The 25,490-nt window shown below is 55.8% G+C and carries 25 protein-coding genes, 1 tRNA gene and 1 pseudogene; 23 read left to right on the top strand and 4 right to left on the bottom strand.

Annotated features, from left to right (window positions below; all coding sequences use genetic code 11):
• A complete protein-coding gene (locus tag A8710_RS09640; RefSeq protein WP_068860032.1) occupies positions 1 to 609 on the top strand; it encodes a M48 family metallopeptidase in 609 nt (202 codons plus the stop codon).
• On the opposite strand, the gene pbpG is transcribed toward A8710_RS09640, so the two are convergent.
• Positions 596 to 1,786 carry a D-alanyl-D-alanine endopeptidase gene (gene pbpG, locus A8710_RS09635; RefSeq protein ID WP_198341654.1) on the bottom strand — a complete coding sequence of 397 codons (1,191 nt, stop codon included), beginning with the start codon at positions 1,784 to 1,786 and terminating at the stop codon, positions 596 to 598. The genes A8710_RS09640 and pbpG overlap by 14 nt on opposite strands.
• Positions 1,787 to 1,905: 119 nt before the next feature.
• Between pbpG and A8710_RS09630 the strand changes: the two genes are divergently transcribed.
• The 7 genes from A8710_RS09630 (at position 1,906) to A8710_RS09600 (ending at position 8,745) form a co-directional block, all read left to right on the top strand.
• Complete coding sequence (locus tag A8710_RS09630) at positions 1,906 to 2,544, top strand: response regulator (RefSeq protein ID WP_068860030.1); 639 nt, start codon at positions 1,906 to 1,908, stop codon at positions 2,542 to 2,544.
• A gap of 44 nt (positions 2,545 to 2,588) precedes the next feature.
• Positions 2,589 to 4,436, top strand: coding sequence for an excinuclease ABC subunit UvrC (uvrC, locus tag A8710_RS09625; RefSeq protein WP_068860756.1), 1,848 nt, complete (start codon positions 2,589 to 2,591; stop codon positions 4,434 to 4,436).
• A gap of 42 nt (positions 4,437 to 4,478) precedes the next feature.
• The gene (gene pgsA / locus A8710_RS09620) at positions 4,479 to 5,039 is read left to right on the top strand and encodes a CDP-diacylglycerol--glycerol-3-phosphate 3-phosphatidyltransferase (protein WP_068860029.1); all 561 of its coding nucleotides are present in this window, start codon (positions 4,479 to 4,481) and stop codon (positions 5,037 to 5,039) included.
• A gap of 135 nt (positions 5,040 to 5,174) precedes the next feature.
• A tRNA-Gly gene (locus A8710_RS09615) sits at positions 5,175 to 5,250 on the top strand.
• Between the two features lie 92 nt (positions 5,251 to 5,342).
• Positions 5,343 to 6,155, top strand: a complete 813-nt coding sequence (gene murI / locus A8710_RS09610; protein ID WP_068860027.1) for a glutamate racemase — start codon at positions 5,343 to 5,345, stop codon at positions 6,153 to 6,155.
• Between the two features lie 100 nt (positions 6,156 to 6,255).
• Positions 6,256 to 7,833 (top strand): glycerol-3-phosphate dehydrogenase/oxidase, encoded by a 1,578-nt coding sequence (locus tag A8710_RS09605; protein ID WP_068860025.1) that lies wholly within the window; start codon positions 6,256 to 6,258, stop codon positions 7,831 to 7,833.
• Positions 7,834 to 7,881: 48 nt separating this feature from the next.
• Complete coding sequence (locus A8710_RS09600) at positions 7,882 to 8,745, top strand: M48 family metallopeptidase (RefSeq protein ID WP_082968779.1); 864 nt, start codon at positions 7,882 to 7,884, stop codon at positions 8,743 to 8,745.
• 12 nt (positions 8,746 to 8,757) lie between these two features.
• On the opposite strand, the gene A8710_RS09595 is transcribed toward A8710_RS09600, so the two are convergent.
• Entirely contained in the window at positions 8,758 to 9,480 is a 723-nt protein-coding gene (locus tag A8710_RS09595) for a glycerophosphodiester phosphodiesterase (RefSeq protein ID WP_068860023.1), read from the bottom strand.
• Between the two features lie 109 nt (positions 9,481 to 9,589).
• On the opposite strand from A8710_RS09595, the gene A8710_RS09590 reads away from it, so the two are divergent.
• Positions 9,590 to 10,825, top strand: coding sequence for a lipoprotein-releasing ABC transporter permease subunit (locus A8710_RS09590; RefSeq protein ID WP_068860022.1), 1,236 nt, complete (start codon positions 9,590 to 9,592; stop codon positions 10,823 to 10,825).
• Positions 10,818 to 11,504 carry an ABC transporter ATP-binding protein gene (locus tag A8710_RS09585; protein ID WP_068860020.1) on the top strand — a complete coding sequence of 229 codons (687 nt, stop codon included), beginning with the start codon at positions 10,818 to 10,820 and terminating at the stop codon, positions 11,502 to 11,504. The genes A8710_RS09590 and A8710_RS09585 overlap by 8 nt, the downstream gene beginning before the upstream one ends.
• A 3-nt stretch (positions 11,505 to 11,507) precedes the next feature.
• Here A8710_RS09585 and A8710_RS09580 read toward each other — a convergent pair whose 3' ends face one another.
• Positions 11,508 to 12,065, bottom strand: coding sequence for a DUF2062 domain-containing protein (locus A8710_RS09580; RefSeq protein WP_068860018.1), 558 nt, complete (start codon positions 12,063 to 12,065; stop codon positions 11,508 to 11,510).
• Between the two features lie 115 nt (positions 12,066 to 12,180).
• Between A8710_RS09580 and A8710_RS09575 the strand changes: the two genes are divergently transcribed.
• The 13 genes and pseudogenes from A8710_RS09575 to A8710_RS09520 all read left to right on the top strand — a co-directional run bounded on the left by A8710_RS09575 (position 12,181) and on the right by A8710_RS09520 (position 21,979).
• Complete coding sequence (locus tag A8710_RS09575) at positions 12,181 to 14,544, top strand: DNA internalization-related competence protein ComEC/Rec2 (protein WP_068860016.1); 2,364 nt, start codon at positions 12,181 to 12,183, stop codon at positions 14,542 to 14,544.
• Between the two features lie 44 nt (positions 14,545 to 14,588).
• Positions 14,589 to 15,221, top strand: coding sequence for a MotA/TolQ/ExbB proton channel family protein (locus tag A8710_RS09570; RefSeq protein WP_068860014.1), 633 nt, complete (start codon positions 14,589 to 14,591; stop codon positions 15,219 to 15,221).
• Positions 15,218 to 15,643, top strand: coding sequence for an ExbD/TolR family protein (locus tag A8710_RS09565; RefSeq protein WP_068860012.1), 426 nt, complete (start codon positions 15,218 to 15,220; stop codon positions 15,641 to 15,643). The genes A8710_RS09570 and A8710_RS09565 overlap by 4 nt, the downstream gene beginning before the upstream one ends.
• Positions 15,644 to 15,652: 9 nt before the next feature.
• On the top strand, positions 15,653 to 17,440 hold the full coding sequence (gene msbA, locus A8710_RS09560; RefSeq protein ID WP_227513010.1) for a lipid A export permease/ATP-binding protein MsbA: 1,788 nt from the start codon (positions 15,653 to 15,655) through the stop codon (positions 17,438 to 17,440).
• Positions 17,430 to 18,464: a tetraacyldisaccharide 4'-kinase gene (gene lpxK, locus A8710_RS09555; protein ID WP_068860010.1), complete on the top strand. Its 1,035-nt coding sequence runs from the start codon at positions 17,430 to 17,432 to the stop codon at positions 18,462 to 18,464. The genes msbA and lpxK overlap by 11 nt, the downstream gene beginning before the upstream one ends.
• Complete coding sequence (locus A8710_RS09550; protein ID WP_068860749.1) at positions 18,457 to 18,657, top strand: Trm112 family protein; 201 nt, start codon at positions 18,457 to 18,459, stop codon at positions 18,655 to 18,657. Before lpxK ends, A8710_RS09550 begins: the two co-directional genes overlap by 8 nt.
• A gap of 10 nt (positions 18,658 to 18,667) precedes the next feature.
• Positions 18,668 to 19,453, top strand: a complete 786-nt coding sequence (kdsB, locus tag A8710_RS09545) for a 3-deoxy-manno-octulosonate cytidylyltransferase (RefSeq protein ID WP_068860008.1) — start codon at positions 18,668 to 18,670, stop codon at positions 19,451 to 19,453.
• An 8-nt stretch (positions 19,454 to 19,461) separates the two neighbouring features.
• Positions 19,462 to 19,977, top strand: a complete 516-nt coding sequence (locus A8710_RS09540) for a low molecular weight protein-tyrosine-phosphatase (RefSeq protein WP_068860006.1) — start codon at positions 19,462 to 19,464, stop codon at positions 19,975 to 19,977.
• Entirely contained in the window at positions 19,967 to 20,998 is a 1,032-nt protein-coding gene (gene murB / locus A8710_RS09535) for a UDP-N-acetylmuramate dehydrogenase (protein WP_227513009.1), read from the top strand. Before A8710_RS09540 ends, murB begins: the two co-directional genes overlap by 11 nt.
• Before the next feature lie 55 nt (positions 20,999 to 21,053).
• Positions 21,054 to 21,290 carry a TRIC cation channel family protein gene (locus tag A8710_RS12145; RefSeq protein ID WP_157686386.1) on the top strand — a complete coding sequence of 79 codons (237 nt, stop codon included), beginning with the start codon at positions 21,054 to 21,056 and terminating at the stop codon, positions 21,288 to 21,290.
• A complete protein-coding gene (locus A8710_RS12585) occupies positions 21,220 to 21,387 on the top strand; it encodes a TRIC cation channel family protein (protein ID WP_227513008.1) in 168 nt (55 codons plus the stop codon). The genes A8710_RS12145 and A8710_RS12585 overlap by 71 nt, the downstream gene beginning before the upstream one ends.
• Positions 21,388 to 21,471: 84 nt before the next feature.
• Positions 21,472 to 21,708, top strand: a complete 237-nt coding sequence (locus tag A8710_RS12355) for a hypothetical protein (protein WP_198341698.1) — start codon at positions 21,472 to 21,474, stop codon at positions 21,706 to 21,708.
• Positions 21,698 to 21,979: pseudogene (locus A8710_RS09520) on the top strand (helix-turn-helix domain-containing protein). Before A8710_RS12355 ends, A8710_RS09520 begins: the two are co-directional and overlap by 11 nt.
• An 89-nt stretch (positions 21,980 to 22,068) precedes the next feature.
• Here the strand turns inward: A8710_RS09520 and A8710_RS09515 are convergent.
• Complete coding sequence (locus A8710_RS09515; RefSeq protein WP_198341652.1) at positions 22,069 to 24,993, bottom strand: Rne/Rng family ribonuclease; 2,925 nt, start codon at positions 24,991 to 24,993, stop codon at positions 22,069 to 22,071.
• Between the last annotated feature and the right edge of the window lie 497 nt (positions 24,994 to 25,490).

Raw genomic sequence — 25,490 nt, 5'->3', positions numbered from 1 at the left:
ATGAGCTGCCCTGAATATGCCTTGATTCGCAGTGCTCGGCGCACCTTGGCGATTCAAATTCGTCGCGATGGTCTGGTGCAGGTGCGCGCCCCTTTACGCATGCCCACCACGGAAATTCATGCGTTTGTAGTGAGTCGGCAGGCATGGATCAACAAGCATTTAGCGGAAATTGCAGCGCGGCGTTGCGAAGAAACGGAAAACGTGACCGAAGACGTGTGGTGGCATTTGGGCGAGGCGCTACCGCTTCATATACGCAGCGAACTGCAATGGCAGCAATGGCAGCGAGAACAAGCGCTAGAGCTGTTGCCAGCACGTTGTATGGCTATCGCTAAGGCGTTAGGCCCGCGATGGATACCCACTCAGATTAAGCTCAGACGCATGCGCTCTCGCTGGGGTAGTTGCTCTTTGAAGGGCGATATCACCCTTAATACGCTGCTCATGCACATGCCAATGCCGTGCATTGACTATGTGATTTACCACGAGCTTTGTCATTTACATGAGTTTCATCACGGCCCTGCATTTTATGCATTGCAAAGCCATGTGAATCCAGACTGGCCGTCGCAGAAAAAAGCGCTCACGGCCTTCGCGGGCCGTATTAAGCCCCTTTAACGCGCTCTAGCCATTGCTTGACGCGATTGGCGTCACCAATGCGCGTGTACTTACCCCAAGAGTCCATCAGCACAATGACCACGGGTATGTCATGAATACGCGCCATCATGACCAAACAACGGCCCGCCTCATTGATAAAGCCGGTTTTCGATACGCCGATATCCCATTCGGGTTCTTTCACCAAGGTATTGGTGTTTTTGTATTGCAGGAGTCGGCCGCGACTATTCACTTCATATTTGGGAGCAGTCGAGAAGGCTCGAATATCGGCATAGCGATAGGCTGCCTGCACCAGTTTGACCAAGTCACCTGGCGTAGAGATGTTGTCGCCGTTTAGGCCGGTGCCATCAAAAAAGCGTGTGTGCATCATGCCCAGTTTGGCGGCTTTGCGGTTCATCGCGGTGATGGCTGCTTTAGTGCCGCCTGGATAGCTGCGTGCAAGGGAAGCCGCCGCACGGTTTTCCGAGGCCATCAGTGCAATCAGCATCATGTCGGCACGCGTTAGGGTGGTTCCTACGCTAAGCCGAGAGTGGGTATGCCGCAGGGTATCCACATCGTCTTGGGTGATGGTGACAGGGTCGTTCATGTCCAGCCCAGCATCCAGCACCACCATGGCAGTCATTAGCTTGGTGATCGACGCAATCGGCATGGTTTGATTGTAATTTTTGCCATAGAGCACTTCGCCTGTTTTGGCATTGGCGATGAGCGCAGCGCGGGACTGCACATCGAGCGGAATATTCACGCTATTGTGAATTTCAGCCGGAGCTTGGCGTCGCTCTTGCGCGGCTAACTCGGCTGCTGTTAATGCGGCAGCGGCAACCGCAGCAGTCTTAGCCACTTGCTTAGTACGCGATGACTTTTTCTTCGCAGCCAGTCGTTTCTTGGCGGCAGCACGCTTCGCGGCGAGCTTTTTGGCAGCAGCTTTTTTAGCTTTGGTGGTTTGGGCGGATTTAGAGGATGTGGCGGCTTCGGCATTTGGGGAAATGGCGACGGCAGGCATGGCCACGGCTAGCGTGAGTAATAGCGATAAAACAAAGCGGTTGAGCCTACGCAGGGCGAGGCGCAAAGAGATAGAAAACATGGGCGAAAAACCTTTACGAATAATGACCAGATAAGCTGAAAAGTAGGGATATAAAAAAGCCCGCAGCTTATCCAAGAGTTGCTCAGCAGCGTACGACATAGGGCCTCTTTGGTCATGGCCGTTACGACGAATTGCGAGTGATATATTTTTAACACAAGTGCAAGTCGTTAAGATAGCGTGATGCTGGTTGAAAACGTCCGTTTGGTATTGAGAAAAATATGAGCATTCGCGTCGCCTTAGTTGATGATCATGCGCTTATTCGCCTCAGCCTGTCGCATTTGTTGGCAGATGTTCCTGGCATTGAAATTCTTTGGCTGGCAACCTCCGGTGAGGAGGCATTACAGCGCGTAAAAGAAGACGCGCCAGACGTGTTGCTGTTGGATTTAGATATGCCTGGCATGGGCGGGCATGAAGCGGCATTGCGTCTTCTGAAACAGGCCACGGATGTGCGCATTGTTATGCTCAGTGTGACCGATGAAGGCCCTTGGCCAGCGCGACTTTTGCAAGCAGGTGTCACTGGCTATATCAGTAAAGGCGCGGAGCTAGATGAGCTGGTCATGGCCATTCGCCGTGCCGCTATCGGCAAGCGCTATATCAGTCCCCATCTGGCGCAGCAACTGGCCTTACAACCCTATGTGCCAAATCAGGCAGAGAACCCCTTCGATCAGTTGTCGGAGCGCGAGATGCAGGTGCTGTCGGCACTGAGCAGTGGGAAGCGCGTTCAGGATATAGCGGAACAACTGTGCCTTAGCCCCAAAACCATCAGTACTTATCGCGTGCGCTTGTTGCAAAAAGTGGGGGTCGATAACGATATGGCGTTGGCGCGATTGGCGCTTCAGTTTGGCGTGATGTTGTGAGTGATCTTGACGTATCCATCCTGCCACCTCGTGGCGATGACGATATTCGCTTAACGCAATTAAAAGAGATTATTCGTACGCTGCCGGTGAAGCCCGGTATTTATCGCATGTTGGCTGAGGATGGCGGCGTACTCTATGTCGGCAAAGCCAAAAGCCTGAAGTCGCGTGTCAGCTCGTATTTTTTGAAGCAGGTCTCAAGTCCAAAAACACAGGCCTTGGTTGCGCGCATTCATCATCTTGAAGTGACCATTACAGCATCAGAAACCGAAGCCTTGCTACTTGAGCAGACGCTCATTAAATCGCTGAAGCCGCCGTACAACATCTTGTTGCGCGACGACAAAAGCTATCCCTATGTGTTTATTTCCGAAGGCGATACATGGCCGCGTATCGCTTTTCATCGCGGCACGCGCTCGCAAGCCGGCCGTTATTTCGGGCCATTTCCCAGTTCAACGGCAGTTAGAGACAGTCTGAATTTGTTGCAAAAGCTGTTTCAAGTGCGCCAGTGCGACGACAGTACCTTCCGCAACCGCGAACGACCCTGTTTGCAATACCAAATCCAGCGCTGTCGTGCGCCCTGCGTGGGCTATGTCAGTGCGGAAGACTATCGCAGTGATGTCACCAACACGCGGCGTTTTCTTGAGGGTCGCAACGAAGAAGTGACCGAAGACCTGATTGCGCGCATGAGTATGGCGTCGGAGGCGATGGCCTTTGAGCAGGCGGCGGTCTATCGCGATCAGCTCACCGCTCTGCGCCGGGTGCAAGAGCAGCAATTCGTGCTTAAGGATGTGGGCTCTGTCGATGTTTTTGCCGTGGCAGCTCAGCCGGGTGGCGTGTGTGTGCAGGTCCTGTTTGTACGTGAGGGACGCGTGCTCGGTACCAAGGCGTATCAACCCGCAGTGTTTGGTGAAACGGCACCGGCCGACATTCTCGAGGAATTTTTGCCTTCGTTCTATTTGCAGGGGGCTTTGTCTGAGGGGGGCGGTCGCGATTTGCCGCGCGAGATCATCACGTCGGTGGAGCTGCCCGGCGCTGAGGTCTTGGCCGATGCCATCCGGATGCAATACGGCCGCGATGTGGAGATTAAGTCACGGGTACGCGAGGCACGAGCGGCGTGGGTTGAGATGGCGCAGCGCAATGCCGACGCTGGATTAATGTCCGGTTTGGCCAATCGCAGCCACATCGCGAAACGCTTTGCAGCGCTTCAATCGCTGCTAGAGCGTGAAGCGCCGATCACACGCATGGAATGCTTCGACATTAGTCACACCATGGGCGAAGCCACGGTGGCGTCTTGCGTGGTATTTGATGGCCAAGGCCCGAAAAAGAGCGATTACCGTCGCTTTAATATCGAAGACATCACCCCCGGAGATGATTATGCCGCGATGCACCAAGCACTGACTCGACGTTACAGTCGATTGGTTAAGGGAGAGGGCAGCCTGCCCGATATTCTCTTTATTGACGGGGGCAAAGGCCAGCTCACGCAGGCCATTGAGGTGCTCGACACCTTAGGTATCAGCATGGGTGTTAGCGGTGTGCAACTCATTGGTATTGCCAAAGGGGAGGGGCGCAAACCCGGACTGGAGACGTTGCACTTTCCTGATGGCGATACGATATCGCTCAATGCCGACTCGCCGGCGCTACATCTGATTCAGCAAATTCGTGACGAGGCCCATCGATTCGCCATTACTGGCCACCGTCAGCGCCGAGATAAAGCGCGTAAAACGTCAACATTGGAAAGCATTGAAGGTGTGGGGCCTGCTCGCCGAAAAGCCTTAATTCAGCATTTTGGCGGCTTACAGGAAGTGCAGCGGGCGAGCGCACGCGATATCGCCAAGGTAGCTGGGATTAGCGAGTCTTTGGCACAGACGATCTATGCTGCCTTGCACAGTCATTAAAGTTACGGGATAGTCGCTTACTCACTACCCGAGGAGACGGTGTTGTCTGCACGTCCACTGTGGAACATTCCCAATATTTTAACTGTCTCGCGAGTGGCGTTGATCCCCGTCTTGCTCATCGTGGCCTATGCCCCAATTGCCTATCGCAATGAAATTGTTGCGTTTATTTTTGCGTTTGCGGCGATTACCGACTGGCTGGATGGCTATTTAGCCCGCATGTGGAATCAAGGCTCCGCGTTTGGCCGCTTTCTGGATCCGGTGGCCGACAAACTCATGGTCGCGGCTGCACTGATTTTGTTAGTGGAATGGAACCCTCATGTTTTTATGGTGGTGCCCGCGATTGTCATTATTTCGCGTGAGATCACCATTTCAGCCTTACGCGAATGGATGGCGGAAATTGGCCATCGGGCACAAGTGGCCGTCAGCCAAATTGGCAAATGGAAAACGGCCGCACAAATGGTGGCGATTACTGGCCTGCTTTGGAATGAACCTCATCTCATGGGCTTGGCGTGGGGTCTGCTGTATGTGTCGGTGGTTTTAACCTTGTGGTCGATGTGTATTTACTTGGCCGCCGCCTGGCCCTCCTTACGACAAGCCGATTAAGTGCGCAGCTTTGGCGTAAATTTGTGCAGTTAGCACGCATAGCAGCGACCTGTGCTTGACACACGGTGTTGGCAACCTACAATGCGCCCCTGTCTCGTTAGCTCACTGCCAATGAGACGGCTGCCAAAGCAGTAAGCGGGAATAGCTCAGTTGGTAGAGCACGACCTTGCCAAGGTCGGGGTCGCGAGTTCGAGTCTCGTTTCCCGCTCCAATTATCCGAAACGCCGACCATTGTGTCGGCGTTTTGCTATCCTGCGTTTGGTCACAACGATCATGCTGATGACGTCCACAGGATTTGCTCCGATGCCCGCACCCAAGCGCTCCGCCCGTTCCCCGATTGGTGTTTTCGATTCCGGTATTGGCGGCCTGACCGTGGTGCGCGCGCTCATGGAGCGACTGCCCTTCGAAGATATTATTTACTTTGGCGATACCGCACGCGTGCCCTATGGCGTGAAGTCGGTGGAGACCATTCGCAGCTTCACCACGCAGATCGCAGACTATCTGCTGGAGCGCGACGTCAAACTGCTCATCATCGCCTGCAACACCATGGCGGCCGTGGCTGGCGATGCCGTGCGCGAGCGCTCACCGGTGCCGGTGCTGGATGTGATCGATGCGGGTGCGCGTGCAGCAGTGGACATCAGTCGCAAGGGCATTGGTGTGATTGGTACGCCGACCACCATCAACTCCAATGCCTATGCGCGCAATATCCATGCGCTGAATCCTGATTTGCATGTGTACTCGCAGGCCTGCCCGCTGTTTGTGCCTCTGGTGGAGGAGGGCTGGCTCGATCATGAGGTCACCCGCCTGACCGCCAAAGAGTATTTGAAACCCGTTTTTGTTGAATCGATTGATGCCCTCGTGTTGGGCTGCACTCATTACCCTCTGCTTAAATCCTTGCTGCAAGATGTGGCTGGCCCTGGCATTAAGCTGGTGGATTCGGCCATCACCATTGCGGAGCAAACGGCGCGCGTGCTCACTGAAATGGATATGCATAACCCGCAACGTCAGCAGCCGGAATATCGCTATGTAGTGACGGATGTGCCGCTGCGCTTCCAGACCGTAGGCGGGCGTTTCTTGGGCCGAGAGCTTACGCAATTAGAGCAAGTGCGCTGGTAAACGCGCGCCTGACTTGTCAGTCGTTCGTTCGTCTGATTTGTCGGCTTTAAAGCACTAATATAGCGATCCTTTTCGCACGCTCATTTTGGGTAGGTTACGCATGTCGGTTTTAGATGTTCGTCAGCAACAATGGCAGTCTTTATCCCATCATCTGTGGGATTTGATCATCATTGGTGGAGGTATTACTGGCGTGGGTGTTGCTCGCGAAGCAACGCGTCTGGGGCTGAAAACCTTACTGATCGAACAAACGGACTATAGCTGGGGCACCTCCAGTCGATCCTCGAAAATGGTCCATGGCGGCCTGCGTTATATCGCTCAAGGCGAGATACGCCTAACGTGGCACTCACTCACCGAGCGCGAACGTCTGTTGCGTGAGGCGCCGGGTTTAGTGGAGCGTATGGGTTATTTCTTTGCGCATTATCGTGGTGTTTTCCCCGGGCGTTGGCCATTCCAAGTACTGGTGATGGCCTATAACTTTCTGGCCGGTGTGCGTGATCACAAGTTTTTTAAACGCCTTGCGTTCTTGCAACGTATTCCCGGTCATCGCCAAGATAACTTGCAGGGCGCGTCACGTTATACCGATGCGCTCACCGACGATTCGCGACTGGTGCAGCGAGTGCTTGATGAAGCGGTGGCTGAAGGCCTGACCACACTCAACTACATCAAAGCCACAGATCTCGTCATGGCCGGTAGTCGCGTGGCGGGGCTTCGCCTGGAGGATCGTGTATCGGGCGAGCATGCCGTGGTTAGCGCCAAGTGTGTGATCAATGCCACCGGCGCGTGGGCGGATCGCTTGCGCCAGAAATTGGTCAACGAGGTGCGTGTGCGTCCGCTGCGTGGCAGCCATTTGGTTATCTCTGCTCAGCGTCTGCCCTTAACCGAAGCGCTCATCTCTCACCATCCCGACGATGGCCGTGTGGTATTCACTTACCCGTGGGAAGGCCGAACCATTATTGGCACCACGGACTTGGATCACCGCACAGACATGGACATCGAGGCCGTGCTCAATGTGGATGAAATGCACTACATGTTGCGTGGCGCGAATGCCCAATTTCCCGATGCAAACCTAGGCGTCGAGGACATTATTTCCACATGGTCGGGCGTGCGCCCCGTGGTGAGTGCCGGAGACGGTAGCGACCCCTCAAAGGAAAGTCGTAGTCACAGTGTCTGGGATAATCAGGGCTTAATTACCGTGACCGGTGGCAAGCTCACGACCTTCCGTTTAATTGCCTTGGATGCCTTAAAGCTAGCAGCCCCTTACCTCGGCATCCGCGTTAACGATAAGCGACTCGCCGTATTTTCAGCGCCAAACCCTGGTGCTGCTCCTGTCGGCATGGCGCAGAATGTTTTTGCACGACTTGTCTCGCGTTTAGGCATTCACACGCGTGCTTTCCTGACAGAAATGCCGGCGGATGAAATGACGCCCGTGGCGGATACACAAACTTTGGTGGCAGAGCTGCGTTGGGCCTGTCGTCACGAGCAAGTGGTGCATCTGGATGACTTGTTATTGCGTCGTGTCCGGCTGGGACTGTTGCTGCCGCAGGGGGGGTTAGATGCTATCCCCGCGTTAGATAAGATTTTGGCTGAAGAGTTGAACTGGTCCACAGATCAAATTTCGCAGGAGCGTGTACGCTATAGTGACATTTGGCAGCGTTACTATTACTTGCCAAGCGCTTAACGCCCATGCGCGTGGCGTAAAGCAGTGACTTTTTCAGGAGCTTTACCAATGACCTTAACACTGCAAATGACCCGCACCTGGCTGCTGCCGGTGGCGCTTCTGATGACACTGAGCGCATGCACCACAACGACTCAGCAGGGGGCAACGGGCATTAAGCGTCAGCAGCTCCTGCTGTTGCCTGCCAGTCAAGTCGATGCCATGGCGTTAGAGTCCTACCAGGCTGAACTGACGAAAGCCCGTGGCAAAAACTCTTTAAATACCGATAAGGCTAACCTCGAGCGTATTCGCCGTATTGCTGACCGTTTGATTCCGCAGGTCGCCGTGTTTAGACAGGATGCTTCCGGATGGAAGTGGGAAGTGAATCTCGAGACGCGCAATGAGCTCAATGCCTATTGCTCGCCCGGCGGGAAAATCATGTTCTTCACCGGCATCATCAATCAGCTCAAGCTGACCGATGACGAAGTGGCCGCCATCATGGGTCATGAAATGGCGCATGCGCTTCGCGAACATGGTCGTGAGCGTATGTCGCAGGCCTATGCTCAGCAAACTGGTTTGAGTCTGCTCGGAGCCATGACGGGGATGTCGGCCTCTACGGGGCAGATGGTGCAGGTCGCTGCGCAGCTCGCACTAACGTTACCGCACAGCCGTGGCCAAGAGTCTGAAGCCGATATCATGGGCTTAGAGTTGCTAGCGCGAGCCGGGTATAACCCCAATGCCTCGGTCAGCTTGTGGCAGAAAATGGCACAAGCCACCGGGGGCGGCCAAGGTTCGTTTACCAGTACCCACCCCTCGAGCAACGAGCGTATTGCCAATTTACAGGCCGCTATTCCGAAGGTCATGCCGCTCTATGAACAAGCGCGTCGTCAGCCTGCACCTACCCGCATGATGGTGCCTAGAACAGCAGCTCGCTAAGGTCGTTGCCGATTAAATAAACCAGCTCAGCGCCTGAGTGGGGATGTCGGTAATTAGTCCATCGACGCCCATCTCAGCCAGCGCATGGGCTCGGTCGGCATCGTTTACCGTCCACGTGGATACCAATAAGCCAGCTGCATGGGCTTGGGCCACCAATTCAGCCGAACAGCGACTGTGATGCGGCCCTAGCGAACTGGCGCCCACGGCTTGCGCCAATTGGATGGCATCACCGGCAAAGTCTGCTTCGAATAAGAATCCGCGAGGAATGTGGGGCGCTGTTATCAGCATGCTCTGTAAATATCGGGGGTTAAACGACGTGGTCCGTGCTCGTCCTGCCAACTGATGTTGATCCCAAAGCTGTGGTAGCTTTTCGCGAACCACCGCCTCATGTTCTGGGGTTCGAGCTTTCACTTCCAATTCGATGTGGGTGAAGTCAGCCAGCAGGGTCAGCACGTCGGTTAGCCGGGGGATGCCTTCACGTGTGAGCCATTGCGGGAAATGCTTATGGCTGGCATCGAGATCTGAAAGCGCCCGTGCGGTCAGATCATGCACGCTGCCTGAGCCGAGACTGGTGCGCTGCACATCGGCATCGTGAATCACCACCAGCTCGTTGTCGGCACTGACTTGGATATCAAACTCCACCGCACGGACACCTAAATTGTGTAAGTGTCGGAAGCCACTCAGGGTGTTCTCCGGCGCTTCGCCGCGAGCGCCACGGTGTCCAATAATGAGCATCTATAATATCAACCGTTGAAAGTGATCATTGCGTCGTGAACTATAGTGTAGCTATCTTCGTTAAAGCCGTGTGACGCTGATCAGGAGCTGTGGTCTAATCGCCACCATCATGTTTAAACCACTCTCTGTTTTTATCGGGCTGCGCTATACGCGTGCTCGCCGCCGCGAACGCTTCATCTCCTTCATGTCACTCAGTTCCATGATTGGATTGATGTTGGGCGTAGCCGTTTTGATTACCGTGCTGTCGGTAATGAACGGCTTCGATCGCGAACTGAAGCAACGCATTCTCGGCATGGTGCCACAAGCAACCATTACGTCGAGTGAGCCTCTGCAAAACTGGCCTAAGCTCGTACAAATTGCCGAGAGCACCGAGGGTGTCATTGCAGCGGCCCCCATGACGCAAGTTCAAGGCATGCTGACGGCGAATGGCCAAGTCAGCGGTGCCATGATTACGGGCATTGAGCCGACGCGTGAGCAGCGGGTTTCTATCCTGCACGACTTCATGGTGCAAGGTAGCATGGCCACCTTGCGCGATGGGGATTTTGGCATCGTACTTGGTCAACAACTGGCGAATAGCCTCGGCGTGGCCGTGGGCGACCCCATTACCTTGGTGTTGCCCGAGGCGACGATCAGTGCGGCGGGCGTTATTCCGCGCTTCAAACGCTTCACCGTGACGGGAATATTCAAGGTCGGTGCTGAGGTCGATGGCTTACTTGCCTATGTTCACTATGCCGATGCCGGCAAGCTCTTACGCATTGGTAGCAAGGTCCAAGGCGTGCGTTTAAAGGTCGATGACCTGTTTCAGGCCCGCGCCATTAACGAGCGCTTGCTTGCTAAGTTGCCGCCCTTTTTCTACGGCAATGACTGGACGCAAACCCAGGGCAGCTTGTTCAACGCAATTAAAATGGAAAAGACCATCATGTCTTTACTGTTGCTGCTGATTGTTGCAGTAGCAGCTTTTAACATCGTGTCCAGCTTGGTCATGGTGGTTAATGACAAGCGCTCGGATATCGCCATTCTGCGGACTTTGGGGGCAACCCCGCGCATGATTCAGCGTATTTTTCTGGTGCAAGGCACGGCTATCGGATTGGGTGGGACGCTGGCGGGTATGCTGCTGGGTGTGACCTTATCCCTCACCGTCAGTGACCTGGCGGCGTTTTATGAGCGGGTCTCCGGGGTACATTTGTTTGATGCCTATTTTGTGAACTACCTGCCGACCGAGCTGGTGATCAGTGATGTGGTCTGGGTCAGTATCACCGCCTTTATTTTGAGTTTCCTCGCCACCTTATATCCCGCCTATCAAGCAGGGCGCGTTCAGCCGGCGGAGGCGTTACGCTATGAGTAATTCGTGGGTGTTAAGCGCAGAAAACCTGAGTCAATGTTTTCGCGAAGGCCCGCAAGCCATCGACGTCTTGCGCGGCGTCTCCTTTCATATTGAGCGGGGCGAATGTGTTGCCATCGTAGGGCGCTCGGGCTCGGGTAAAACCACGCTGCTGCATTTATTGGGTGGTTTAGAACAGCCCTCACAAGGCGTCGTGCAATTGCTCGGTGAGCCCTTTAGCCATGCCAGCGAAGCGAAGCGGAGCCAGTTGCGTAATCGACATGTAGGCTTTGTTTATCAGCTGCATCATCTGCTGCCAGAGTTTACCGCACGTGAAAATGTGGCGTTGCCGTGTGTCATCGGTGGCCTGTCGGTACGCGAGGCACAGCAGCGGGCAGATGACTTGTTGGCGCGTGTGGGCTTGGCAGATCGTGGCGGACATACCCCAGCGCAACTCTCAGGTGGCGAACGTCAGCGTGTGGCCTTAGCGCGCGCGCTGGTGACCCAACCGGCGGTGGTGTTAGCGGATGAACCTACCGGCAATCTCGATCGAGATACCGCTGAACAAATTCATGACCTGATTTTGTCGCTAAACAAGGACTTAGAAACTAGCTTTGTTATTGTCACCCATGAAGAGCGCTTAGCTTCGCTCATGGACAGACGCCTGCGCTTGGAGCAAGGCCAGCTCGTGGCCTCAGAGTAGACCTTAAGTGCGCTGCGTCAGCGCGCGCCGAGCGGAGCGTGCCTGCCATTGTTTGGCAACATGCCAGCGCCAATACACCTGCATCCCCAGATAACCGAGGCTGCCCAGCCCAACGCCCATGACGATGGTCCCGACCAGAAAGGGTTTGAGTGGCGCGTTCGCGCTGCTTGCGGTTGAGCTGGACTCTAGCGACATCATTGCACTGAATAAGCCATCCATATCTGACCAGCTCAACTTAGGCACACCCAAAATCAGACTGCCCATAGCGTAAGCAACATACATACAGGGCAGGATAGTAATGGGGTTGGTCAGCCAGGTCAGCACCAACACCATAGGCAAATTAATGCGAAGAGCCAGCGCCGTTAGCGTGGCGGGCACCATTTGAAATGGCATGGGCATAAAAGCAAAAAACAGGCCCCAAAACATGGCCAAAGAAGCAGAGCGCCGATTGAGATGCCAAACACTGGGGTCGCCTAATCGATGCCGCAAAAAGCCCAAAGATTTTTGCGCACGGATTTTGTCGGGTGAGGGCAAATAGCGGCGAATCAGGGCTTTTGGCATGGTAAAGCAGCTTCCAACAAGCGAGAGCAGGGGGGCTAGTCTACACTGACTAAAGCAACACGAGCAGGCGAACAACGCTAGGGATCCGTTTTGCGATGTCACAAGGAGTGTGGCTGTGCGAGTCAGTATTCGCTTGAGTACCGCATGTTTATTGGGCTGGATTTTCGGGCATCTCAGTTTGTGGTTTTGGTCGACATTGCCTCCCTCAGAACTGACCATAGGCTGCGCGTTGCTGGCGTTAGTCGTCCTGTGTTTTCAGCCCAAACGCCTATTGGCCGGTTGTGCTGCCTTGAGCTTGGGCATTTTGTGCGCGACTCAGGCGGCACGACTACAACTGGACACACGCATTCCTACAGCCTGTGAGGGGCAACTGCTGACGGTGAATGGCGTCATAGTCGGTTTGCCTGAGCCGGCAGAACCGCTCGGGGTTCGCTTCCGATTTCAGCCAGATTACGTCCAGTCAAATCCTACGGAATGTCTTCATAAAGAAGCACTTTGGCAGCTGAGCTGGCGAGCCGACGCGATGCCTTTACCGGGCGAGCGTTGGCGTATTCAAGTCAAGTTAAAGCGGCCTCACGGCCTGCAAAATCCCGGTGGATTTGACGTGGAGCGCTGGCATCACGCCGAAGGTGTATCAGCCACAGGTTGGCTGCGTGACGGCCAGCGTTTAGCGCGTGCTACACCGTCCATTGATCTTTGGCGATGGCAGATCCGTCAGCGCTTACTCGCTGAGTTTCCGCTTCAACAGGATGCCGCAGGGACCGTCTTGGCCTTGCTCACTGGTGACCGCGTGGGCATTAGCCCGTCGGCATGGGAGCGTTATGCGCGCACTGGGGTCACGCACTTAGTTGCCATTTCGGGTGTGCACATCACTTTAGTTGCCTGGCTAAGTGGATATCTCTTTCAGAGCCTGTGGCGCCGAACACCTACTGCCGCAAAGTATTGCTCGGCGCTGCGGCTGGGCGGTCTAGTCGGTTGGCTGGTGGCGGCAGCGTATGTGTTGCTGGCGGGCGCCGAAGTGCCTGCACAGCGCACCTTGTTTATGTTGGCGGTAATTTTGTTGATGCGCTGGCTGCCGGGTCAGTTTAGCGGGCCGCAGATTTGGATGACGGCGCTGGCCGTTGTGCTGCTATGGGATCCCTTGGCGGTTCACAGTGTTGGGCTGTGGCTATCGTTTGGTGCGGTAGGGCTGTTGATGGCCGCTGGCATGCCCTTGGGCGAAGAAGGCGGATGGCGGGCTGCCTTGCGCGCCCAATGGCTCGCAACATGGGGCTTGTTGCCCTTGTCCATAGCCATTTTTGGTCGCGTTTCGTGGGTGAGTTTTCCAGTCAATCTCATCGCCATTCCGCTTATTACCTTCGCCGTTGTGCCTTTAAGCATGCTGGGCTTGGTGTGCTGGCCTTGGCCGTCGCTAATGGCTGCCTGTTGGGGCTTGTCCGTCCTGCTGATGCAGCAGCTAATCAATGTATTGGACTGGGCGGCAGCGCTTCCCGGCGCGTGGCAGTCATTTGCCTTGCCTTCTGGCAGTGCGTGGGGCTTGGCGCTAGTCATGATGCTCGTGCTGATGCCACGGGCCATGCCGGGTCGGCTGTGGCTTATTTTTCCACTCGCGTGGGTGGTTTGGCCGCAGCTGTTACCGACCACGGGGGCTGTGCGTATGACCTTACTCGATGTGGGTCAGGGCTTATCGGTGGTGTTACAGACGCGGCATCATCAGCTGCTGTATGACACCGGGCCCAGCTTTGGGCCCATTGCCGATGCAGGCTCTCGCGTGATTTTGCCGGCCTTGCGAGAGGCGCGAATCACGTCTCTCGATCGCTTGATTTTTAGTCATGATGACCTGGATCACACCGGTGGCGGCGCCAGTGTGTTGGCGGCCTTGCCTGTGAAGCAAGTGCTAGGTGTTTGGCCTTTGGCGCTGGATGCGCCCGCGCGTCATACGCCTTGCAGGGCAGGGCAACGCTGGTTCTGGGACGGTGTGCAATTTGATGTGCTTTGGCCCTACCCAGAAAGTACCGTTGCCGGTGACAACAATCAGTCCTGCGTACTGCGAGTGCAAGCGGGTAAGCACGTGGTCTTGATCATGGGCGATATAGAGGCCGTGGCAGAGCTGCAGTTGGTCGCAGAAACCCCGGTGCAGCATTTAAGGGCCGACTTGTTAGTGTTGGGTCACCACGGCAGCAAAACCTCCAGCACGGCCACGTTGCTTGATGCGGTTCAGCCAAAGGAGGTCATTGCTGCGGTGGGGTATCGCAACCGCTTCAAGCATCCGGCAAAAGCGGTGTTGCACCGATTGCAGGAGCGGGGCATACACGGTTGGCGTAGCGATGCTACTGGGGCACTCCAATATGACGTCGTGCCAGCCCAGCCTTGGCCAGATGTTCAGCGCTGGCGAGTACAACAAGCGCATTATTGGCTTTGGCCAGAACATAGTGCCGCAGGTCGCGCAAGCCTTGGCGCACTTCACGTGTTCCCGTAGAGTACCCGCATCGGAATTGGGCTTAGCCCTTGGGAGTGTGCCCTGTGTGGGAAATGATGAAATCCGGTGGCTGGCTCATGCTGCCACTACTCATTGCGTCGGTATTGGCGCTCGCTATTATTCTGGAGCGTGCCTGGACACTGCGCAGCAGTCGCATCGCGCCTAAGCATTTGCTCGCGGACGTGTGGACGCAATTGCAAAGTGGCGATCTCAAAGGGGAGGCATTGCTTAGGCTGCAAGCCGGTTCACCGCTGGGCGCCCTGTTAGCCGCGGGGCTGATTAATGCTCGCCACGGTCGTGACATCATGAAAGAAAGCATCGAGGATGCGGCATCTGGCATTGTGCATGAGATGGAGCGCCATCTAACACTGCTGGGTACTATCGCGCAGATTGCCCCGTTGCTGGGTTTGCTGGGCACCGTGGTGGGCATTATTGAAGCCTTTTTGGTGGTGACCAGTGGCGGCATTAGCGATCCCACGGCATTGGCCGGGGGTATTTCCAAAGCCTTGGTGACAACGGCAGCAGGTATTGCTGTTGCTGTGCCAGCGATGATCATGCATCGGTACTACTTCCGTCATATCCAATCGCTGGTGGTGTACATGGAGCTACAAGCCGTGAAACTGGTGGACATGCTGCATGGCGATCGTGAAGTCGATATTCGTGAAGGTGGCGCGTGAAACTTCGCCGTCCCACGCAAGATCCGCTGGAGCTCAATCTCACGCCGATGATTGACTGCCTGCTGTTCCTGATCATTTTCTTCATGCTGTCCACGACATTTGCCAAGACGGGCAAGCTGCAAATTCAATTACCGCAGGCGGATGTTGGCGCGAGCAAGCCGGTCACCAAGGCGTTGGAGGTTTCCATAGATTCTCGTGGTCACTACGCCATCAATGGTCAGCCCTTGGCTTCCACGAAGGCTGAAGATATTCGTCAGGCAATTGAATCAGCAGCCGGCAATCAGCGTGACCAGCCGTTTGTTATTTCCGCCGATGGTCAGGCGCCGCATCAAGCCGTGGTTACCGTCATGGATATTGCCGGTCAGCTGGGTTTTCGTTCTCTGGGCATTGGCGCGCGTGATGCCAAGCCGCCATCGCAATAAGGCTTTTTCATGACCACTGAAGTGACTGCCGCACCACCAACCATGCCCGCCACAAGCTGGGAGTCTTATAAGCGTTTATTGAGCTATACCCGGCGTTATTGGAAGTTTTTTGCTTTCGCCGTGGTGGGTTTTATCATCAATGCGCAAACTGAGTGGGCATCTGCGCAATTACTGAAATACATTATTGATTCCATTCAGAACAAAGATCAGACCGCTAAAGACTGGATTCCTTTCCTTATCGTGGGCATTTTCTTTGTTCGCGGCGTGGGCTCATTTATTGGCACGTACTACATGTCCATGGTCTCGCGCCATGTGGTGTATGCCCTGCGTATGGACTTGTTTACCAAGCTGCTGAAGTTGCCGGCCAGTTTTTATCACCACAACTCGCCCGGCCATATCGCCGCGAAACTCATTTATAACGTTGAGCAAGTCACCGCGGCCGCCACCGAGGCGCTAAAAACGATCGTTCGCGAAGGCGCGATTGTGATTGGCCTGTTTAGCTATTTGCTCTACACCAACTGGCGTCTGTCGTTGTCACTGTTGCTGGTGGGGCCGTTTGCCGCACTGTTGGTACGCACGGCGAGTAAGCGTTTCCGTAAGCTGGCTAAACGCATGCAAAACACCATGGGCGATGTGAATCACATTACCAATGAAACCATCACGGGTTATCAGGTGGTCAAAACCTATGGTGGCGAGCCGTTTGAGCTGGGGCGTTTCAATAGAGCCTCTCAGGAGAATTTACGCCAAGGCATGAAAATGGTGGTGACCAGTGCGGTAAGTACACCCTTGGTTCAGCTCCTCATGTCGATAGCAATGGCCTGCGTAGTTTGGGTCGCATTACGCCCGGACATCATGCAGGGCACCTCGCCAGGCGAGTTCATTGCCTACATCACCGCTGCTGGCCTGTTGGCCAAGCCCATCAAATCGCTGACTGAAGTCAATGAAAAGCTGCAGCGTGGCATTGCCGCAGCACAATCTGTGTTTGAAGTGCTAGATGAGCCTGCAGAGCCTTCGGGTGGCACGCGGGCCATCGGGCGCTTGCAGGGCGATGTGGAATTTCGGCATGTACAATTTGCATATGAGCCCAACCATCCTGTCTTGAAAGACTTTTCATTGACGGTCAAGGCCGGGCAGACCGTGGCCATTGTGGGGCGCTCTGGCTCCGGTAAAACCACCTTAGTGAATTTATTGCCGCGTTTTTATGATGCGCAAGCTGGCGAGATTTTGATTGATGGCCATCCCATCAATGAATACCCCATCAGTGAGTTACGCCAGCAAATTGCCTCCGTGGGGCAAAAAGTCATCCTCTTCGACGACACGGTAAGCAACAACATCGCCTATGGCGCATTCCGTGACTTGCCTCATGAAGCGGTCGTTGAGGCGGCTAAAATGGCCTTTGCCGATGAGTTTATTCGAGCCATGCCCAACGGCTATGACACGCGAATTGGTCAAGATGGTGTGCAGCTATCCGGAGGGCAGCGCCAACGCTTGGCGATTGCACGCGCATTAATTAAAAACGCCCCCATCCTGATTCTCGATGAAGCTACAAGCGCGCTCGATAATGAGTCAGAGTTCTATATCCAAGCCGCCTTAGAGAAAGTCATGGAAGGGCGCACAACCCTTGTGATTGCGCACCGTTTGTCCACCATTGAAAACGCCGATTGGATCGTAGTCATGGATGCCGGCGAAATTATTGAGCAGGGCACGCACCGTGAGTTGCTGGCGCGTGAAGGCATGTATGCCCAGCTGCATAGCCGTCACTTTAGTGAAGAGGATACGGGTGGCCATGCCGCCTGAGGCTAAGGACTCTGTCGCGTCGCCCAAAAACTGGGCAGAACGTTGGTATCAAGGGCATTTGCTGTTTGCCTTGTTGATCCCGCTGGCCTGGCTCTTTATGGCAGTGGCTGGCCTGCGCCGGCTGGCTTATCGCTGGGGCGGGCTTCGTGCTTGGCGGGCTCCGGTGCCGGTCATTGTGGTCGGTAATATTTCGGTTGGTGGCACCGGCAAAACACCACTCACCCTAGCGTTGGTAGAGCAACTTCGTCAGCAAGGCTGGCGACCCGGCATTGTCAGTCGCGGTTATGGCGGTAAAGGCGCGCAGTATCCCCAGCGTGTAGAGGCGGATGCTTGTGCTAGCAAGGTGGGCGATGAGCCACTCTTGCTGGCGCGTCGTTCACAGGCACCGGTGGTGATTGACCCCTTGCGTGCCCGTGGTGTGCAGCATTTACTCGCGACCAGTGATTGCAATGTGGTGATTTGCGATGACGGCTTACAACACTATGCCCTTGCACGGGATATCGAAATTGCCGTCGTGGATGGGCAGCGCGGATTCGGTTCAGCTTGGCGTTTACCCGCCGGCCCGATGCGTGAGGCCTTAGCGCGATTAGAAACTGTCGACTTCGTGGTGGTAAACGGCCCTTGGCGTGCTTCGGGAGCCGCTCCCGCATCCGCCGTAACCCTGTCGCTTCAGGCTGCACCTTGGCAGCCTGTGGGTGTTAACCCGTCCCTGCCCGTGCCAACAGCCGGTCATGTGCATGCCGTTGCCGGCATTGGTCATCCACCGCGCTTTTTTGCCTTGCTTGCGGAGCAGGGCTTTCAGCCTATTCCACATGCCTTTCCGGATCACCACGCCTACAGCGCCGAGGATTTGCAGTTTAGCCCGCCTGCACTCGTGGTTATGACGGAAAAAGATGCGGTGAAATGCGCCGAAATTGCGCCGCCTAATAGCTGGTATGTGCCGGTTCAGGCTATTCTGCCCGACAGTTTTTGGCAGGCACTGACACAGCGCCTAGCCACTTGGAGAAAGCCTCATGTTGGATAAAAAATTACTCACGATCTTGGCCTGTCCGCTATGCAAAGGGCCTTTGCAGTATGTCCCGGAGCAAGCCGAATTGATCTGCAGAGCCGATGCCTTGGCATTTCCGATTCGTGAAGGTATTCCCGTCATGTTGGAAGGCGAGGCTCGCCGCTTAACGCTGGATGAAACCTTACCGCCCAGTCGCGGCAGCTTCTAAGGAGCTTACCATGAGCTTTCGTGTCGTTATTCCTGCTCGTTTTGGCTCCAGTCGCTTGCCCGGCAAGCCCTTGCTCGATATCTGCGGCAAGCCCATGGTGGTGCATGTTTACGAGCGCGCTCTGCAAAGTGCAGCCAGTGATGTGGTGGTCGCCACCGACGACCCGCGCATCGAGGCGGTATTGCGCGAGCTGGGCGCGCCGGTGGTGATGACCCGTGCGGATCATCCCTCGGGCACCGATCGTTTGCAGGAAGTGGCGGCGCATTTTGGTTGGGCTGCCGATGACATCGTGGTGAACGTGCAGGGCGATGAACCACTGATTCCGCCCGCGGTTATCAATCAGGTGGCGGAAAACCTCATGCAAGCGTCGGCCGCGAGCATTGCCACGCTAGCCGAGCCCATTCATAGCGCCGAGCAACTGTTTAATCCGAATATCGTCAAGCTTGTGCGCGATGCGAGTGATCACGCGCTCTATTTCAGCCGTGCCCCCATGCCCTGGGCGCGGGATGCTTTTGCGCAGAGTCGTGAACAGCTCCCGCCCGAAGCGCTGTCGCTTTATCTGCGCCATCTCGGTATTTATGCTTACCGCGTCGGCTTCTTACATGACTATGTGTCGTGGCCACCGGCACTGATCGAGCGAGTTGAGGCGTTGGAGCAGCTCCGCGCGTTATATCAAGGCGTGAAGATTCATGTCGGTGTGGCAGCCGTTGAGTTGCCGCCCGGGGTTGATACGCAGGCCGATCTGGATCGTGTCCGTGTCGTCATGGCCGCGCAGCTCGCTTCTCGGTCGGTGTGACGTCTCGCGTGAGCACTGAAAAGCCTGTCCGTGTCCTGTTTGTTTGCCTAGGGAATATTTGTCGCTCGCCCACCGCCGAGGCGGTATTTATGCGCCAAGTGGAGCAGGCCGGTTGGCAGAGTTTGATTCAGGCGGACTCGGCAGGCACGGCAGCCTGGCATGAGGGTAAAGCTCCGGATGCCCGATCACAGCAGCATGCGCGTGTGCGTGGATATGACCTGTCGGCATTGAGAGCGCGACAAGTGAAAGTAGAAGATTTCGCCGATTTTGACCACATTATCGCGATGGATGCGGCCAATTTAGCCGACGTTAAGCACCTCCGCTTGCAGGCAGGCGAATCAGCCAAGGCACGTTTATCGTTACTGCTCGACCATCACCCCGAGCTGCAGGGGGGGGATGTTCCAGACCCCTACTATGGCGGTGCTGAGGGCTTCGAGCAGGTCTTAGATCAGGTCGAAACGGCGTGTACGCAGCTATTACGCTCATTATTGAAAACGCAGGGAGTATTTGGCTGTGGCTGCTGAGCTGACATTTATTGAAAATGCCGATCTCACCCGATTCAATACCTTGGGCTTGCCGGCACGCGCGCGGTTTCTCGCGAAAGTCAGTAATGAAGCGGCTCTCTTGCACGTGTTGCGCTCGGTTACGGCACAGCGTATGCCCGTCGAGATTTTGGGTGGCGGCAGTAATTTGGTGTTGGCAGGCAATGTGCCGGCGCTGGTGATTCAGCCTTGCCTGATGGGGCGGCAAGTCTTGTCTACGCACGGAGATGCTGTGCTAGTTGAGGCTGGTGCGGGTGAAAACTGGCATGCCTTTACGCAGTGGACTATCGCTCAGGGTTTATCGGGGCTGGAAAATTTGTCGCTGATTCCGGGCTCAGTGGGTGCATCGCCTGTTCAGAACATTGGCGCCTATGGAGTTGAAATAGCGGATGTGATGCATTCGCTGACGGCGATTGATCGACTGACGGGCGCGCGAGTGGAATTGGCGGCTGCGGCGTGCGCCTTTGCTTATCGTGACAGTCTGTTTAAGTCGCGGGCGCCGGGTCGCTACATTATTACGAAAGTTCGCTTCTTATTGTCGCGAAAACCCACGATACGTCTCGATTATGGCGATATACGTCGCGAAATTGAACGACTTGGTATTGTCCAAGTGACGCCGAGAGCTGTTGCTAATGCAGTCATTGCTATTCGTCAGAGCAAGCTGCCAGATCCGACTAAATTAGGTAACGCGGGCAGTTTCTTTAAAAATCCGGTGGTGCCGGTAACGCAGGCGGATGAGCTGCGCCTGCGGTTTCCCGGCCTGGTTAGCTATCCGCAGACGGTTGGTGTGAAATTGGCAGCGGGCTGGCTTATCGAGCAGGCAGGCTGGAAGGGTCGCAATCAAGGCGCTGTAGGCGTTCATGATAGGCAGGCCTTGGTGCTGATTCATCGTGGCGGAGGTTCAGGCGCACAATTACTGCAGTTAGCGGCAGATGTTCGCGCCAGTGTGCTGGATAAGTTTGGGGTGGTGCTGGAGCAGGAGCCAGTGATTTGGGGCCGATGATGTTTGGAAGAGTCTCGAGGTCATTCAATGATTAGGCTGCTTTATATTCTCGATCTTGCCGACATTGCTGTTTTTGCCGCTAGTGGCGCGCCTGCCGCCGTCATTTCTGGACTCAAGCTGCATCATTCCGGCTGTTGCCGTCATCGGTGGTGGAACATTGCGTGACCTGCAGCTCAATCGCCGTCCGGTTGTCTGGATACACGTGCTGCCTGTCCCGCTAAATGCCGTGCTGGTTGCCGATACTTTCGGGCAGGCATTATTTGCTATGTCTAGAGCTTCAGGCGCGGTGTAATGCCATGGTAATTGTGCTCATGGGCACATTAATGGGTGTTGGCGGTGGCGTTATTCGCGACATTCTCACAAATCAGGTTCCCTTTATCTTCAGGTAAGATATCTACGCGACGGCGGCTATCGCTGGAATTACGACGCATTTGCTACTTTGTCGGGCAGAAGTCCCGGAAAAAGCCTCGTTTGTGATGCGCGTATTCGTCATTATTGCGTTGCGATTGGCTGCCTTCAATTTCGATCTACAGCTGCCTACTCTCAAGACCTATTCAGGCCGAGGCAAAAGCGGCGGTGCGAGAGTCATCTACTTCAATGTCAGCGATGAGACGATTTGGTTGCTTGTCGTGTATACGAAAGGCAAGTTCGACAACTTGCCTACCTCGTTCCTGATGGAACTGAAACAAGGAGTCGAAGATGTCATCTGAAATGCAGAAATTCCAGCAGGACTTACTTGAGTCGGTTCGCCAAATGAAGCGTGGTGAGGCTGCTCGTGAGACGAAGGTTAAACTGTCGGCAGCAGCAGAAGCACGGGCGCAGGTCGGGCTTTCTCAGCAGGATTTTGCCAGCCTGTAGGGTGTGTCTGCGCGTACGCTGCAAGACTGGGAGCAAGGTCGGCGTGAGCCTAACGGTGCGGCGAAAACGCTGTTGCGTGTGGCCGTGGCACATCCCGAAGTGTTGCGCGAGTTGCATGGCTGAGTTGCGGCTGTCCTAGTAACGCCACCAAGCCCCTGAAAGCAAGAAGCCCCATAACTGGGGCTTCTTGCTTTCACTTCACATCAAGCTAATCAGCCTTGTGATGTTTCGTTTTCAGCTTTTTGCTCAGCCTTGGCACGAGCTTCGGCTTCGCGCTGTAGGCGACGACGGACACGCGGGTCATTGCTGGCGCGGCGTGGTGCTTTGCCTTCGTCAGAGCCGTCAGCGGCAGTTTCTTCGACAGCAACGGCTTCTGAAACAAGCTCAGCAGCCGGCGCAGCTTCTTCAGCCTGAGCTTCTGCAACAACCGGAGCCGCCTCAGCGATCACTACTTCGGCAACAGCTTCTACCACTGGCGTGGCTGGCTCTGCATTAGCAGCAACTTCAGCTACTGGAGCCGGATCAACCTCGGCAACAGCCGCGACTTCAATCTGATCTGCGGCAACTTCAACGACCTGTTCCGGCGCTACTTCAACGGCGACTTCAGGTGCTGCAGTTTCGCGTTTAGCTGTCTCGGTCACGAGGGCAATCGTTTCAGCAACAGCACTTGCTGGCGCTTCGGCAGCAACTTCAGTGACAACAACTTCGGCAGCAACAGTCGATACAACGTCCACGGTAGCTGCTTCTACAGCAACATCCGCTGCAGCTTCACCAGCTACAGTTGCATCACCCAGCGTCTCACCCGGCACGGGCAGGCCAGCATCGATTAGCACCTGTGGGTCGCGCTCGCGCGGACCACGCTGACGGCGCGCAGGGTGACGGTTGCGACGACGACGCTCGCCGCCTTCGGCTGCTACAGCTGGTGCAACACCCGCTTCACCGACAACGGCATCTTCAGCCACAACGACCGTTTCGTTAACCAGTGTTTCATCAATCGCTACTGCTTCACGCGGTGGGCGTGGTGCGCGCGGCTGACGCTCACGGGGCGGACGCGGTGCGCGCTCTGCAGGCGCAACGGCGGGAGTCGCTTCTAGTGGCTTATCAATCTGGCTGCGGCCGCCAACGGACTGCACTTCCAGGTTCTGACGGTTGCCACGATCACCGTTGCGATCGCCATTGCGAGGATTGCGATTGCCCTGACTGCCTTGGCCTTGCCCCTGACGTTGCGGACGGTTCTGACCCTGGCCCTGTGCGTTGCCGCGTGAGTTCATGGGGCGACGCTCTGGCTGTGGTGCTGGCACCGGCTCTGGCTTGACGCCAAACAGGCCCTTTAGCCAAGCCATAAAGCCTGTAGGCTGGGGTGCCACCACCACGGCAGGTGCACCACGACCGGACTGACCTGGGCGTTGTTGACGTCCACCGCCGATTTCACGGCTGGCCGTATCGCGTGCGGCACCGGTGTCACGGCTAGGAGCTTGTGCTTCGCGGGGTTGCTGTTCGCGTGGCGCAGGCGCTTGCGTCTGTGGCTGGATATTGCGTACCGCAGCGACCTGACGCTTAGGCGCGTCGCCGTCAACGGCTTCCAGCACGACTTCAAGGGCGGGTGGCTGGATGCGTTCTACCATCTTGAAGCTGGCGATATCTTCATCGCCTTCTTCGACTTGGTCATCACGCAGGCGTGTGACTTCGTAGTGCGGCGTTTCCATGTGCGGGTTCGGCAAAATCAGGATGCGCACTTTGCTGCGAGCTTCCAGATCGGCCAGCGTTTTGCGCTTTTCGTTGAGCAAGAAGGTGGCAACCGAGACAGGCACCGACGCGTTGATTTGCGCCGTGCGGTCTTTCAGTACTTCTTCTTCGATCAGACGCATGATGGACAGCGACAGCGAGCGTACATCGCGGATCACGCCAGTGCCGTTGCAACGAGGGCAGACAAGGCCTGTCGCTTCTTCCAGCGATGGACGCAGACGCTGACGCGAGAGCTCGAGCAAGCCGAACTTGGAAATGCGGCCGATCTGGATGCGAGCACGATCCATCGCCAAGGCATCACGCAGACGGTCTTCAACCATGCGCTGGTGCTTAGGTGGCGTCATGTCGATGAAGTCGATGACGACCAGGCCACCGCTGTCGCGCAGGCGCAGCTGTCGCGCGATTTCGTCGGCCGCTTCGAGGTTGGTATTGAGTGCGGTTTCCTCGATGTCGCTGCCTTTAGTGGCGCGCGAGGAGTTGATGTCGATAGACACCAAGGCTTCGGTCGGATCAATCACGATGGAGCCGCCCGATGGCAGTTTCACTTCGCGCTGGAATGCCGTCTCGATCTGACTTTCGATTTGGTAGCGGTTAAACAGCGGCACCGAATCTTTATAGAGCTTGATCTTGGTTTGGTAGTGCGGCATGACTTGCTGCACGAAGGCCATGGCTTCGTTGTACGCGGCTTCGTTGTCGATCAGTACATCGTTGATGTCCTGACGCAGGTAGTCACGAACGGCACGAATAATGACGTTGGATTCCTGGAAGATCAGGAAGGGCGCGGTCTTTTCTTTGCCAGCGGTCTGAATCGCCGTCCACAGCGTCATCAGGTAGTCGAGATCCCACTGCAGTTCTTCGGCGCTGCGGCCAAGACCTGCCGTGCGAACAATCGCGCCCATGTCGTTGGGGATGTTGATGGCGTTGAGAGCGTCTTTCAGTTCCTGACGCTCTTCACCTTCGATGCGGCGCGAAATGCCGCCGGCACGCGGGTTGTTCGGCATCAGCACGAGGTAACGACCGGCCAGCGAGATGAAGGTCGATAGGGCAGCGCCCTTGTTGCCGCGCTCTTCTTTTTCCACCTGAACGATGACTTCTTGGCCTTCCTGCAGCGCATCTTTAATGGTGATGCGGCCGCCGGCTTCTTTTGGCGTCTTGTGGAAGTATTCGCGAGCGACTTCTTTCAGCGGCAAGAAGCCGTGACGATCGCCACCAAAATCAACGAAGGCGGCTTCGAGGCTGGGTTCAATGCGGGTGACGCGACCCTTGAAAATGCTGGCCTTTTTCTGCACGCGGCCGCGGTGTTCAAGGTCAAAATCATAGAGGCGTTGGCCATCTACCATAGCGACGCGAATTTCTTCGTTGTGTGTCGCGTTAATCAACATGCGTTTCATGTGTGGGTCTACCCATGGGGTTATGCCCCACATCGGGTGCCCGCAAGCAAGCCGCGGCAACAGCAAAAAAGGCATCATATCGATGCGCTTTCAATCTCGGACACGCCAAGCCAAGTGGGCTCTACGTGTCATCCTTAATTCTGTTGTGAGCGAGAAGCACGGGTTCGGGGTGTCCGACTCGGGTGCTTACCGCTGGTGACCTGATCAAAATGACGAGATCAGAGCCGCTTTAAAATTCTTGCCTGCGCGCAAAATCACGATGCGGCGCGAGGTTTTATTCTGGCGACAGAGTCGTCGCCTCGGGGGCTGGGTGGCGGAGGTGCATGGGGCGGCGGTCATCCTGAGCGACAAAATATCGTCGTCACAGGGACTCAGCTCAGTTGCGTTTCCTGCCAAGCAGCAGTCGCTTTGCTTTATCATGCGGCCATCGACAAACGGTCTTCAATGGCAAGCGACTCGCTAATATAGCAGTCATCTTCCGTCAAGGCCAATGGCCC

The sequence above is a fragment of the Perlucidibaca aquatica genome, from assembly GCF_001676655.1.
Lineage (GTDB): Bacteria > Pseudomonadota > Gammaproteobacteria > Pseudomonadales > Moraxellaceae > Perlucidibaca > Perlucidibaca aquatica.
Note: the sequence above shows the minus strand (reverse complement) of the source record. Positions and strands in the feature narration are given on the sequence as shown.